The following is a 12,797-nucleotide window of genomic DNA, read 5'->3' as shown; positions in this document are numbered from 1 at the left end:
GCTTCTGCTTGCCCGTGTAGAACGGGTGGCACTGGTTGCACAGCTCGACCGAGATCTTGTCGACCGTCGCGCGGGTCTCGAAGCTGTTCCCGCACGAGCACGTCACGGTGGCGAGCGAGTAGTCGGGGTGGATGCCCTGCTTCATGTCGTGTCGTCTTCCTGCGTGCATCGCGCCGAGGCGCCGCACAGCTGACCGGGGTTCGTGACGAGAGGCGGCGGGCCGCGGGGTCGTCCGAGGAAGGACGGGGAGCCGGGAGGCCGCGCACGGAGCACGCCTCTGCGGCGCGCGCCGGGAGACGGTACCGAGCCGCCGGCGCGCCGTCACCTCAGCGGCGGCGCGAGCGCACGGAGCTCAACGCTCCGAGGCCCTCCCCCGCGCGTCAGGGCGTCACCGACGCCACCGCGAGGACGCGCCGCACGAGCGACTCGTCCCCCGCTACCTCGATCCCATCGACGCCGGGCGCGTCGGAGCGGCCCGAGACCAGCGCGAGCAGGTCGGCGTCCGTCAACCGCAACGTCGCCGATGCCGACGCCGTGGCTGCAGCGTCGCGGAGCAGCTCACCGTTGCTCAGGTCGAGGACGGCGGGGTCACGGTGGGGCAACCGGACCGCCAGGCTGTCGCCACCCTCCACGCGGGATGGCAGCGCGCGTGCCCACGCCCGGAGCCCTTGCTCGACCGACTGCGACACGTGCGGGCCGGAGAACCCATCGAGCCGTCGGACGGCCGCACGGACGTCCCGCTCGTGACAGACCAGGTCGAAGACGCGCTGCCGCAGGGCCGCCGAGGTCCGCATGGGCCCGACCAGGGATGCCGTCTCCTCCTCGAGCTGCTCGGGTCGCAGCTGAGCGAGGACCGCGAGCCGACGGTCGAAGGCGTCACGCGCTTCGGCGCGGAGCTGGTCGTGACCGAGCCGCCGACGGGACTCGACGTCGCGTTCGAGGAACCGGCCGACATCACCGGTCAGATGTGGCAGGTCGGGCACCTCGACGTCCGGGTCGAGGTCCGCGTCCCCGAGCAGGCGCCGCTCGAGCCCGATGCAGTGCGCGAGCTGGTCGTGGACGTCCCAGCCGGGACAGCCGGTCTCGGTGCCCCACGCCTCGTCCGACAGCTCGTCGGTGGCCGCGAGCAACCCCTCGAGGGCCGCCCGGTAGGCGCCGACGAGCTGGTCGCGCTGCGCGGTGCGGTCGGGTCGTCGGGCGTCGGCCACAGCTTTCCTCCCTCGGGCGGACCGGGCACGCTAACCCTCACCGTGACCCCGGTGCGTCGAGCCGGCTCCGAACGCCGGTGCTGTGCCCCCATCGTGTGGCACCCTGTCCCTCCGGACGGAGCCCGACCCGTCACGACCCGCGCGACACCACACCGAGGAGAACCATCCCGTGAGCCAGCAGCAGCTGCCGGGCTACGCCCCCGACGCCGTCGCGAACCAGAGCGAGGACGTCCGGTCCCGCTTCATGACGCGCGTCTACCTGAACCTGCTGGCCGGGATCGGTGCGTTCATCGCGATCGAGACCTGGCTGTTCACCAGCGGGCTCGCCTACGACATCGCCAACGCCATGCTCAGCGTGTCGTGGCTGCTGGTCCTCGGCGGGTTCATGCTGGTGTCGTGGCTCGGGTCGTCGTTCGCCTGGAAGGCGACCTCCCCCGCCATGCAGTACGGCGGCTACGCGCTGATGGTCGCCGTGTACGCGGTGATCTTCACCCTCCCGCTGGCCTACGCCGAGCAGGAGTTCCCCGGGGTCATCTCGACGGCGGCGTGGATCTCCATCATCGCCTTCATCGGCCTCTCCGGCATCGCCCTGACCACCAGCAAGGACTTCAGCTTCCTGCGTGGCCTGCTGATGTGGGCCGGACTCCTCGCCCTCGGGGCCATCGTCGCAGCCGTGATCTTCCCCTCCATCGAGCTCGGCGCGTGGTTCTCGGTCGCGATGATCGGGCTCGCCGGCGGCGCGATCCTCTACGACACCCAGAAGATCTACCGCTCCTACCCCGCCGACCGGCAGGTCGCCGCTGCGATGAGCCTGTTCGCGTCCGTGGCCCTCATGTTCTGGTACGTGCTGCGGCTGCTCAGCCGCCGCTGACCGCGCGAGGCCACGTCCACGCGGTGCGGATGATGAGGGCCAGGATCGCGACCTCCAGACCGATCGCGAGGCCGTAGTAGTAGGTCCAGGTCTCACCGAGGGCGTTGCCCGCAGAGACGAGCACGTAGACCGGCGCCACGACGAAGTTGGTCGTCCGGTTCGCTCGCATCGGCAGCGGCGCGGAGAGCGTCACCATCAGGATGGGGATCGCCACGAGCGTGAGCGCTCCGGTGGCCCAGGCCTGGCTGATGTCGAACTCCCAGACGATGCCGGCCAGGATGTCGTCGACGACGCCAGGCAGGTACAGGCCGAGGATGTCGACGTAGGCGTAGAGGAACATGAAGCTGGTCCACGCTGCCGCCAGCTTGGCCTGGACCGGTAGCTGCGGCTCCGCTGGGGTGGCGATGGCGCGGGCATCGTCCTGCATGTCGGTGTGCATGTCGTCTCCGTGTGGTTGATGGTCGGGTCAAGCCCGCCCTGAGGTGGCGGCCGTGAGATGCCCGTCCACGGGTGAGCGGACGCCCTTGACGAGCAGGTAGGCGATGAGCCAGAACTCGGCGACGGTGGGCGCGGACAGGACGGCGTGCACCACGTCGGGCAGGTCGGGGAACAGGAACGCCGCGAGCGTGTCGACGATCCAGCTGACGCCTGCGACCGCGAGCAGCACGCTCAGCGCCCGGGGGAACGCCGCCGATCGGTGGGCGAGGTCGTCGCGGCTGCTGCCATCGGTCCGGCGGCTCGACCTCGCTCGTCCGGTCGGACGGCTCGGATCTCGTGCTTCTGGCTGAGTCGCCCCCGGGCCCCGTCCCTAGGCTGGGTTGATGGTGATCAACAGCCTCCGGGCCCTCTGGGACGAGCCACGTCCCGCACACCCGCCCGCTCGGGTGTGGCGCGACTGGGCACTGCTCGGTGTGATGCTGGGGGCCTCGGTCGTCGAGGCCGTGCTCCGCGGCGACCGGGAGGGGATGCCGGTCGCCATCGCGGTGAGCGTCGTGATCGGCCTCACGCTGCTGTGGCGCCGGACCCACCCCGTCGCGGCCATCACGGTCGCGTTCGGCACGCTGATCGCCTTCGACGTGGCGCGGATCCTCGTGCTCGAGGTGACCGGTCTCCGCAGCATCGCCGCCGCGCTCGTCCTGCCCTACGCGCTGTTCCGCTGGGGCTCGGGTCGTGAGGCCACCACCGGGCTGGGGCTCATCCTCGTGTGGCTGGGGGTCACCCACGTCGCCGATCCGACGACGCCGGCCGAGGTCGTCGCCGGCTACGGGTTCTTCCTGTTCTCGGCCGCGCTCGGTGCCGCCCTCCGGTTCCACGCCGCCGGGCGCCTCCGCGCCGTCGAGCAGGCGGAGCTACGCCAGCGTCACGACCTCGCCCGCGACCTGCACGACACCATCGGCCACCACGTCTCGGGCATCGTCATCCAGGCCCAGGCTGGACAGGCGCTCGGGGCCGCCGACCCCGAGCGTGGGATGGCCGTGCTGGCGACGATCGAGGCCGCCACATCGCAGGCGCTGACCGAGATGCGCGCCATCGTCGGGGTCCTCCGCGACGACGACGCTCCGGACCTCTCCCCTCAGCCGGGTATCCCCGACATCACACGGCTCGCCCGCCCGACCGGCACGCCACGTGTCCACGCGCAGATGGCCGGCACCCTCGACGACGTGCCGTCAGCGGTCGGTATCGCGCTCTACCGGATCGCCCAGGAAGCCGTCACGAACGTCCGGCGCCACGCGACGGACGCCACCCGGGTCAGCATCGAGGTCGTCGGCGATGCGGAGCGGGTCCGTCTGACCGTCCGCGACGACGGCGGCCCGACGGCTTCGAGCCCGCCACCGACGTCCGGGCTCGGCCTGGTCGGCATGCGGGAGCGCACCTCGTTGCTCGGCGGTTCCCTCGACGTCGGCCCAGACCCTGGCGGAGGTTGGCTGGTGGAGGCGACCCTGCCCAAGCAGATGCCGACCCCGAGCCGAGCGCGTGCCACGCGGGGGACGGTGTAGAGGTGGCCATCCGCGTGCTCATCGCCGACGACCAGGAGATCGTCCGGACGGGCCTGGCCATGATCCTCGACGCAGCGCCCGACATCGAGGTCGTCGGCCAAGCCGCCGATGGCCTCCACGCCGTCCAGCTCGCCCGCGAGCTGCGACCGGACGTCTGCCTGTTCGACATCCGCATGCCCCACCTGGATGGGATCGAGGCGACGCGCCAGCTCGCCGGCCCCGACGTCGCCGATCCGCTCACCGTCGTCGTGATCACGACGTTCGATCTCGACGAGTACGTCCACGGCGCGCTGAGGGCCGGTGCCCGCGGGTTCCTCCTCAAGGACGCTGGCCCGACGCTGCTGACGCAGGCGATCCACGCTGCTGCTCGAGGTGATGCGTTGATCGCCCCGAGCATCACCGTGCGGTTGCTCGCCACGTTCGCAGCCTCCCACGACGGCCCCCCGCCGACACAACCGATCGAGCCGCTCACCGCCCGGGAGGACGAGGTCCTGCTGTCGGTGAAGACCCACCTCGCTGCCCTCATGCGCAAGCTCGACGCACGCAACCGCGTCGAGATCGCGATGTGGGCCCACGAGACCGGACGCACCACGGCCCGGAGGAACCGGAACCCCGGAGGCGCCGCGGTGGACCTGTGTAGCCGGCGCTACGACAGGTTGGACTTGCTGATCAGCTGCAGGAACTGTTCGTTGGACTTGGCGGCCTTGAGCTTGTCGATCAGCAGGTGCAGCGAGGCTTCGGTGTCCATCGTCGACAGCAGGCGGCGCAGCTTCCAGATCGTGTCGATCTGATCCTGCGGCAGCAGCAGGTCCTCACGGCGCGTGCCGGACGCCTGGATGTCGATCGCCGGGAAGATGCGCTTCTGCTCCATCCGCCGATCGAGGCGCAGCTCCATGTTCCCCGTGCCCTTGAACTCCTCGAAGATGACGTCGTCCATCTTCGAACCGGTCTCGATCAGGGCGGTCGCGATGATCGTCAGCGACCCACCCTCCTCGATGTTCCGCGCGGCGCCGAAGAAGCGCTTCGGCGGGTACAGCGCGGCCGAGTCGATGCCGCCGGACATGATCCGGCCCGAGGTCGGGGCGGTCTGGTTGTAGGCCCGGCCGAGCCGGGTGATCGAGTCGAGGAGGATGACCACGTCGCGGCCGCGTTCGGCCAGACGCTTGGCTCGCTCGATGGTGAGTTCGGCGACCTGGGTGTGGTCCTCGGCCGGTCGGTCGAAGGTCGAGGAGATGACCTCGCCATCGGTCGACCGTTCGAAGTCGGTGACCTCCTCGGGACGCTCGTCGACGAGGACGACCATCAGGTGCAGGTCGGGGTCGGACGCCTCGATGGCCGCGGCGAGCTGCTTGAGGACGGTGGTCTTGCCGGCCTTCGGCGGTGACACGATCAGGCCGCGCTGGCCCTTGCCGATGGGGGTGAACATGTCGACGAGGCGCATCGCCATGGTGGCGTTCTCGCCACCGGCGAGGCGGAGCCGCTCGTCGGGGAACAGCGGCGTGAGGTCCTTGAACTCCGGTCGCTTCGGTTGCCCGTCGAGGTCGGCGACGGCGACGCCCTCGATGGTGTCGACCCGGCCGAGGGCGGGGAACTTGTCGTTGTTGCGGTTGCGACGGATCGGGCCGGCGACCCGATCCCCGCGGCGCAGGTCGTAGCGCCGCACGAACGACTGCGACACGTAGACGTCCTTCGGACCGGACAGGTACCCGGTCACCCGCAGGAAGCCGTACCCCTCGGGCAGCAGGTCGAGGATCCCTTCGCGCACCTCGGCGTCGTCGAGGTTCTCCTGGTTGCCCTGCCCCTGGCCACCGGGGCGGTTCTTGCGTCGACGTTCGCGCTTGGCGCGGTTGCGGCTGCCGTCGCTGTCGCCATCGTCGTCGCGGTCCTCACGTTGGGAACCACGGTCGTCGCGCTGCTGGCCCCGGTCGTCGCGCTGGCGGTCATCACGCTGCGGGCCCCGGTCGTCACGCTGCGGGCCCCGGTCGTCGCGCTGGCGACCTTCGCGCTGCTGGCCCCCGGCGTCGCCGCGCTGGTCGCGATCGCGTTCGCGGCCGCCGCGCTCGCCGCTGCCCTCGCGGTCGACGCGCTCGGCGCTGCCCTCGCGGTCGGCGCGGCCCCCGCCCTCGTCCGAGCGGTAGGTGCCCCGACGCCGGGCGACGAGGGCGTCCGCGGCCGAGCTGTTGGACCCGCCACCGTCCGGTGCGGAGCCGTTGCTGGCCTCGGCCTGTGCGGGCGCCTCAGCCGGACCGGCGTCGGCACCCTTCGAGTTCTCAGCTGCGGCCCCGATGATGAGGTCGACGAGGTCGGCCTTCTTCATCCGTTGGTAGCCGCGGAGCTCGAGGGCTCCGGCGATCTCGCGGAGCTCCGCGAGCGCCTTGCGCTCCAGCAGCGAGCGGTCCATCTGGTTCTCCCCGTCGATCGGCCTCGTCGGCCGCTCAGGTAGGTCAGGTCAGCGGTCCAGCAGGACCGCGTGGCAGGTGGTGAGCTCAGGCTTCGAGCGCGGCCTGGTAGGTCTCCCAGTCGGCGAGGAAGCGTTCGAGGCCCGCATCGGTCAGCGGGTGGTGCACCATCTGCTCGAAGACCTTGCTCGGCAGCGTCGCCGCCTGGGCACCGACGGCCGCGGCCTGTGCGACGTGCTGCGGTGACCGCAGGGAGGCGGCGAGCACCTCGGTGGTGTAGCCCTGGACGCGGAAGATGTCGGCGATCTCGGCGATGAGCGCGATCCCGTCGTTGGCGATGTCGTCGAGCCGGCCCGCGAACGGGGACACGTAGGTGGCGCCCGCGCCGGCGGCCAGGATCGCCTGGGTGGCCGAGAAGCACAGCGTCACGTTGGTCTTGACGCCCTCATCGGTCAGCTTCCGGCACGCGCCGAGCCCGTCGGGCGTCAGCGGGAGCTTGATGACGACGTTGTCGGCGATGGCCGCCAGTTCGCTGGCCTCGCGGAGCATGCCGTCGGTGTCGGTCGCGACGACCTCGGCGCTGACATCACCGTCGACCTCGGCGCAGATCTCGCGGATCATGTCGGCGAAGTCGCGCTTCTCCTTGGCGGCCAGGCTCGGGTTCGTGGTCACGCCATCGAGGACGCCCCACCGGTTGATCTCGGTGATCTCGGCGAGGTTGGCGGTGTCGAGGAACAGCTTCACGGCAAGCTCCGGTACGGGCAGGCCGACACGGGCGGAGCCGCGAGCCTGGCGGCGAGGAAGGGGACGTACCGACGCAGGTCCCGCGCGAGGAGGTTCGTCACCCGGTCGATCTGCGGCAAGCCCGGGGGCTTCGGCGACGCGGAACGCGGTGACCCGACGGGGTCGACCGCTGGCGTTCCGGGTGGGGAGTCCCCGCGTCGGACGCGACGCGGTACGGCGGCATCATACTCCGCGTCGTGGGCACCGCACGCAGTCCGAACCGACCGGTCCATCGCCGGCGAGCCCGCACCCGCCCGCGGGACAGGTGACGGCACCCGACAGGTCGACCTCGGCCGCGTGGGCCTCGAAACCGTGCTGCGCCGCGAGCGCCTCCACCCGTGCCAGGACGTCACCGCGGACGCCGTCGATGACCGCCACGACGGACGGGCCCGCACCCGACAGCCACGCGTGGACGCCAGCGTCACGGAGCTCGGCGACCACGGCGCCCGTCGCCGGCATCGCTTCGAAGCGGGCCGGCTCGTGCAGACGGTCACCGGCCAGCGACACCGCAGCCGGCCAGGCGCCGAGCAACGCCCCGAGCACGTGGCCCGCCCGCGCAGCCTGCACCGACGCATCCGCACGGGACAGGGTCCTCGGCAGCACCGCACGGGCGGAGGTGGTCGCCTGGCGCGTCGTCGGGACCAGCACCAGGGGACGCAGCGTCGGGGTCGGGTTGACCCGCCGGATCACCAGCCCCCCCGCGTCGTCGGTCGCGCAGGCGACCAGACCGCCGGCGATCGCCGGTGCCACGTTGTCGGGGTGCCCCTCGATCCGGGTCGCGAGCCCGATGAGGTCACGGTCGCCGACCGCGACCTCGGTCAGCGCGCGCCCGAGCACGAGCCCGGCGACGATCGCCGACGACGACGACCCGAGCCCGCGTTCGAGCGGGACCGTGCTCCGCGAACGGAGCGCGACGTCCGGCACCGCGACGTCGTGGTGCTCGCAGAACGCCACCAGCGAACGCCAGACCAGGTTGTCGTCACCGGAGGCGATCTCGCCCGCTCCCTCGTCCTCGCACCGGACCCGCTCGTCCTGGTCCGCGCGAGGCAGGGAGCCGACGTGGAGGCTGAGACGGAACCGCCCCGTCCCCCGCAGCGCCAGACCGAAGGCGTCGAAGCCGGGACCGAGGTTGGCGGTGGTCGCCGGGACGCTGACGGTGTGGTGGACGAGGGTCGCGGCGGAGCTCACCTGTGCAGCCCGAGAGCCTCGGCCGCGACGCCGACCTCAGCGGCGATGGTCACCGGTGGCGACGCGCCGTTGATGGCCCACTCGGGGTCCTTCAACCCGTGACCGGTCAACACACAGACGACGGTCTGGCCGCGTTCGAGCTCGCCCGCGGCGTGCAGTTGCAGCAGCCCGGCGACGGACGCGGCCGACGCCATCTCGACGAAGACACCCTGGCGGGCGAGCTGGCGGTAGGCGGCGATGATCTCGCGGTCGGTCACGGCACGGATCGAGCCGTTCGAGTCGCGGGCCGCTTCGACCGCCTGCTCCCACGATGCCGGGTTGCCGATGCGGATCGCCGTCGCGACGGTCTCCGGCTTCTCGACCGGGTGCCCGAGCACCAGCGGAGCCGCGCCGGCCGCCTGGTAGCCGCGCATGACGGGGAGCGCGTCGATCGTGCCGTCGGCGCTGTACTCGCGGTAGCCGCGCCAGTAGGCGGTGATGTTGCCCGCGTTGCCGACCGGCATGACGTGCACGTCGGGAGCACGCCCGAGCTGGTCGCACACCTCCCACGCACCGGTGCGTTGACCGTCGATCCGGTAGGGGTTGACCGAGTTGACCAGGCTCACCGCGTACTCATCGGCGAGCTGGCGGCACATCAGCAGCGCCTGGTCGAAGTTGCCGTCGATCTCCAACACCTGCGCCCCGTGGACCAGCGCCTGGGCGAGCTTGCCGAGGGCGATCTTGCCCTTCGGCACGATGACCCCGCAGGTCATCCCGGCCTTGGCGGCGTACGCGGCCGCCGACGCCGAGGTGTTGCCGGTCGAGGCGCAGATGACGGCTTCGGCGCCCTCCTCCTTGGCCTTGCTGATCGCCAACGTCATACCCCGGTCCTTGAAGGACCCGGTGGGGTTGACGCCGTCGTACTTGAGGTGGACCTCGCAGCCGGTGAGCTCGGAGAGCACCTCGGAGACGATCAGCGGCGTCCCACCCTCGCGCAGCGTCACGACGGGCGTGGCGTCGGTGACCGGCATGCGGTCGCGGTACTCGTGGAGCAGCCCCTGCCAGACGTGGGCTCCCCGGTGCATATCCGCGCCGCTCACTCCCACACCTCCGACTCGACCCGCAGGACGCTGGTGACCTTGCGGACCGCCGACGACGCTTCGAGCGCGTCGACGCAGGTCCGCAGGTCGCCTTCGCGCGCCCGGTGGGTGATGAGCACGAGCTGGGCGGTGTCGCCCGAGCCCTCCTGCCACACCTGCGCGATCGAGACGGTGTGGTCCCCGAACGTGCGCGCGACCTCGGCGAGCACACCCGGCTCGTCCTCGACGTCGAGCAGCACGTAGTACTGGGTCTGCAGGTCCTCGATCGGACGGAGGCGCTTGCGTCGGTGGCTCGAGGGGAACGGTCCCGGCGCTTGCTGCAAGAGGTTCCGAGCCACGTCGATGACGTCGCCGACGATGGCCGACCCGGTCGGCATCCCGCCCGCGCCGCGGCCGTAGAACATCAGCTCACCCGCGGCCTCGGCCTCGACGTAGACGGCGTTGAACGACTCGCGGACGCCGGCGAGCGGGTGCGCCTTCGGCAGGAACGTCGGGTGGACCCGGACCGCCACCTCGTCGTCGATCTCCGAGGCGATACCGAGCAGTTTGATCACGTACCCGAGCCGGGACGCGACCTCGATGTCGGTGGCACTGACCTGCTCGATGCCCTCGCGGAAGACATCCGCGGCGTGCACGGTCGTGTCGAAGGCGAGGGAGGCGATGATCGCGGCCTTCGATGCCGCATCGTGTCCACCGACGTCGGAGGTCGGGTCCGCTTCCGCGAAGCCGAGCGCCTGGGCCTCGGACAGGACGTCGGCGTAGGCGGCGCCCTCTTCGGTCATCCGGGTGAGGATGTAGTTGGTGGTCCCGTTCAGTATCCCGACGACCCGGGTGACCCGGTCCCCCGCGAGGGACTCCTTGAGCGGCTTGATGATCGGGATCGCGCCCGCGACCGCTGCCTCGTAGGCGAGGTCGACGCCACCGGCCCGGGCAGCCTCGGCCAGCTCGGGGCCCTCGTGGGCGATCAGTTCCTTGTTGGCGGTCACCACGGGCTTACCGAGCTCGAGGGCGCGCCGCACGAGCGTCCCGGCCAGGTCGCGGCCCCCGATCACCTCGACGACGAGGTCGACGTCGTCCGCCTCGACCACCGCCATCGGATCGTCGGTGAAGACCTCGGCCGGCAGGGGGAGTCCACGGTCGATGGTGGTATCCCGGACGGCGACGCGGGTCACCTGCAGGCGGGCACCGGTGCGGGCGGCGAGATCGTCGGCCTCACGGTCGAGGATCGTGACGACCCCTGCGCCGACGGTGCCGCAGCCGAGCAGGCCGATGCGGATGACGCGGTCCACGGGTGACCTCGGTCGGGTGGTCGGGGAGGGCGCCGGAGCCTACCGGTGGCAGCCGACCGGCCTCCCCGCGCCGAGGCTCCGGACCAGGTCGGGGTCGGGTCAGGCGCCGGGACCCCCGAGGTATCGCGTCGGGAAGAAGTCGGACCCCGACCTTGGCAGAACGGCGGTTACCGCCTGGTCGGCCCCTCGGACACCCGGAGCCCATCCGATCGGTGCGCCCGACCCACCGGGGTGCTCGTGTGGCGCCAGCGCCACGTCAGGACCCCGCGAGCCCGACCGATGGGTGCGCGCCGGCCTACCGGGGCGCTGGTGTGGCGCCAGCGCCACGTAGGGACCCCGCAAGCCGAGGACGGGGCGGGCCGAGCCAGTAGGCAACGCCCGTTGCGTTGTCTCGTGGGTGGCGGAGCTACCGCCGACAGGGCGGTCCGCGTTCTACCCGTTGAGCTCAATGGCCAGGTCCGGCACCGCTCTGGCGAGGCGTTGATCGGTGGTGAGAAGTCCGCAGTCGAGATCGCGCGCCGTGGCGACGTACAACGCGTCGCGGGCGGCGATGTTGTCACGCATCTGCCAGGCAGCCTCCAACAGCGCACCACCGATCGGGACGCGACGAACGTCCAGCCGTGCGAGCCGTCGCAACAGTTCATCGACCTCGCTGGCTGCGAGCTCTCCGGCACGGTGGAGTCGCGCCAGTCCCGAGAAGACCTCGGCATCCAGATGCGCAACGGTGAGAAGCGTTGCATCGCTGTCATCGGCCAGCCGGCGACGGACACTCTCGCCGGCGTCACTGCGAACGAGCAGATCGACGACTGCTGACGCGTCGAGGACGTAGATCACGGGAGCTCTTCGCGGGCCTCACGAACCGCCGTTGCCCCCGACACACCTCGGTGCCGCGGTAGCTCGTCGAGCCCGCTGAGCCAGTCGGCGAGCGCAAGGACGGCTGTCGAGCGCTCCAGCAGTTGGGCGACGTAGGTCTGGAGGCTGACACCAGCATCCTGCGCGCGCCGCTTGAGCTCCTCATGCGCTTCGGGTGCAAGTCCTCGGATCAACAGGTCGCCCATCGTCTCCCTCCCAGCAGCTATCACGATGATAGCTCAGACCTGGTGGCGTCCGACGGAGCGGACGACCTGCGCGTAACGCCCGTGATGTTGCGGTCACAGGGCCGCACGTGTTCTGAGCGAGATCACACGGGGAGCCGGGGAGCGGCGCGAATAGATCGACGCCGTTGCCGTCGGGGTCGTGCACGGTCGCGTACCGCTGCCCCCACGGCGCATCGAACGGGGCGAGGTGGGAGTGGTGGCCCTCAGCGACCAGTTCTGCGTGCAGCCGATCGACCTCCGCAGGCGAGTCGACGAGGAAGGCCAGTGCGACGCGCGGCGACCCGCTCGGTGCCTGCCAGCTCGGATCGAAGCCGTTGATGGTGTCGACCGGATCGAAGGCGATCCGCAACCCACCGGGCAGGGTCGCCTCGACGTGCGGTTCATCATCGGTATCCGCCGGCAGGTCGAGACCGAGGCGGCGGTAGAAGGCCAACGAGGCGGCGAGGTCCTCGACCACGAGGCCGATCATGTCGAGTCGGGGTGGCACGGGCACTCCTCCGGTCGTCGATGGCACAGCGCGAGGTGCGCCGGCACCGATCGCAGCCTGCCTCACGACCGGCTCGCGAGGCTCGCGTTCCGACCAGGTGGGGTGGCGCGTCCCGGGGCCGCGCGCGGCCGGGCCTTCGCTGTCACACCCCGTGCCTAGGTTCAGAGGTCTGGACATGGGGCCCGATGACCGTGCATGTGTCAGATAATTCTTGGTGCAGAAGTGCCTGCCGCTGGAGGAATCCGTGACGTGAATCGTCGGCCTGGTCACCCGACAGAGGTCAGGCTGGGCTGGCTGTGCACCATTCCGACTCCGCGGCGTGGACCCCCATGTCCAGACATCTGAGGTTGGTTGGCGTCTTCCGCGGAAGGGCCTGCGGGGACCGTTCGACGGGGAGCG

12 protein-coding genes and 2 pseudogenes are annotated in these 12,797 nt (G+C 71.1%); 3 read left to right on the top strand and 11 right to left on the bottom strand.

All coding sequences use genetic code 11. The annotated features are described in order from the left end of the window. Positions 1-145: 50S ribosomal protein L31 (rpmE, locus tag WEB03_RS13380; RefSeq protein ID WP_368071418.1), on the bottom strand; the 145-nt coding region annotated here is incomplete at its 3' end. 235 nt (positions 146-380) lie between these two features. Beyond that, positions 381-1,208, bottom strand: a complete 828-nt coding sequence (locus WEB03_RS13375) for a maleylpyruvate isomerase N-terminal domain-containing protein (protein WP_368071416.1) — start codon at positions 1,206-1,208, stop codon at positions 381-383. A gap of 169 nt (positions 1,209-1,377) precedes the next feature. Here WEB03_RS13375 and WEB03_RS13370 point away from each other — a divergent pair, with 169 nt between their 5' ends. Then, positions 1,378-2,079, top strand: coding sequence for a Bax inhibitor-1 family protein (locus WEB03_RS13370; protein WP_368071415.1), 702 nt, complete (start codon positions 1,378-1,380; stop codon positions 2,077-2,079). On the opposite strand, the gene WEB03_RS13365 is transcribed toward WEB03_RS13370, so the two are convergent. Continuing rightward, positions 2,066-2,518, bottom strand: a complete 453-nt coding sequence (locus tag WEB03_RS13365) for a DUF6326 family protein (RefSeq protein WP_368071414.1) — start codon at positions 2,516-2,518, stop codon at positions 2,066-2,068. The two genes, WEB03_RS13370 and WEB03_RS13365, sit on opposite strands and share 14 nt — an antisense overlap. Before the next feature lie 27 nt (positions 2,519-2,545). Then, a pseudogene (locus WEB03_RS13360) lies at positions 2,546-2,773 on the bottom strand (DUF4386 family protein); the annotation flags it as partial. 127 nt (positions 2,774-2,900) lie between these two features. Here WEB03_RS13360 and WEB03_RS13355 point away from each other — a divergent pair. Both WEB03_RS13355 and WEB03_RS13350 read left to right on the top strand, forming a co-directional pair. Further along, a complete protein-coding gene (locus WEB03_RS13355; protein WP_368071413.1) occupies positions 2,901-4,076 on the top strand; it encodes a sensor histidine kinase in 1,176 nt (391 codons plus the stop codon). 2 nt (positions 4,077-4,078) lie between these two features. After that, positions 4,079-4,663 (top strand): annotated as a pseudogene (locus tag WEB03_RS13350) (response regulator); the annotation flags it as partial. Between the two features lie 59 nt (positions 4,664-4,722). Here WEB03_RS13350 and rho read toward each other — a convergent pair. The 7 genes from rho to WEB03_RS13315 form a co-directional block, all read right to left on the bottom strand. After that, the gene (gene rho / locus WEB03_RS13345; RefSeq protein ID WP_368071412.1) at positions 4,723-6,477 is read right to left on the bottom strand and encodes a transcription termination factor Rho; all 1,755 of its coding nucleotides are present in this window, start codon (positions 6,475-6,477) and stop codon (positions 4,723-4,725) included. An 85-nt stretch (positions 6,478-6,562) separates the two neighbouring features. Then, entirely contained in the window at positions 6,563-7,219 is a 657-nt protein-coding gene (fsa, locus tag WEB03_RS13340; RefSeq protein ID WP_368071411.1) for a fructose-6-phosphate aldolase, read from the bottom strand. 222 nt (positions 7,220-7,441) lie between these two features. Beyond that, the gene (thrB, locus tag WEB03_RS13335) at positions 7,442-8,446 is read right to left on the bottom strand and encodes a homoserine kinase (protein WP_368071410.1); all 1,005 of its coding nucleotides are present in this window, start codon (positions 8,444-8,446) and stop codon (positions 7,442-7,444) included. Beyond that, a complete protein-coding gene (gene thrC, locus WEB03_RS13330; RefSeq protein ID WP_368071417.1) occupies positions 8,443-9,510 on the bottom strand; it encodes a threonine synthase in 1,068 nt (355 codons plus the stop codon). Before thrC ends, thrB begins: the two co-directional genes overlap by 4 nt. Before the next feature lie 11 nt (positions 9,511-9,521). Next, entirely contained in the window at positions 9,522-10,814 is a 1,293-nt protein-coding gene (locus tag WEB03_RS13325) for a homoserine dehydrogenase (RefSeq protein ID WP_368071409.1), read from the bottom strand. A 432-nt stretch (positions 10,815-11,246) separates the two neighbouring features. Continuing rightward, a complete protein-coding gene (locus tag WEB03_RS13320) occupies positions 11,247-11,648 on the bottom strand; it encodes a type II toxin-antitoxin system VapC family toxin (RefSeq protein WP_368071408.1) in 402 nt (133 codons plus the stop codon). Positions 11,649-11,828: 180 nt separating this feature from the next. Further along, positions 11,829-12,398 carry a VOC family protein gene (locus WEB03_RS13315; RefSeq protein ID WP_368071407.1) on the bottom strand — a complete coding sequence of 190 codons (570 nt, stop codon included), beginning with the start codon at positions 12,396-12,398 and terminating at the stop codon, positions 11,829-11,831. Positions 12,399-12,797: the final 399 nt, after the last annotated feature.

This window comes from Nitriliruptor sp. (genome assembly GCF_040882075.1).
Lineage (GTDB): Bacteria > Actinomycetota > Nitriliruptoria > Nitriliruptorales > Nitriliruptoraceae > Nitriliruptor.
Note: the sequence above shows the minus strand (reverse complement) of the source record. Positions and strands in the feature narration are given on the sequence as shown.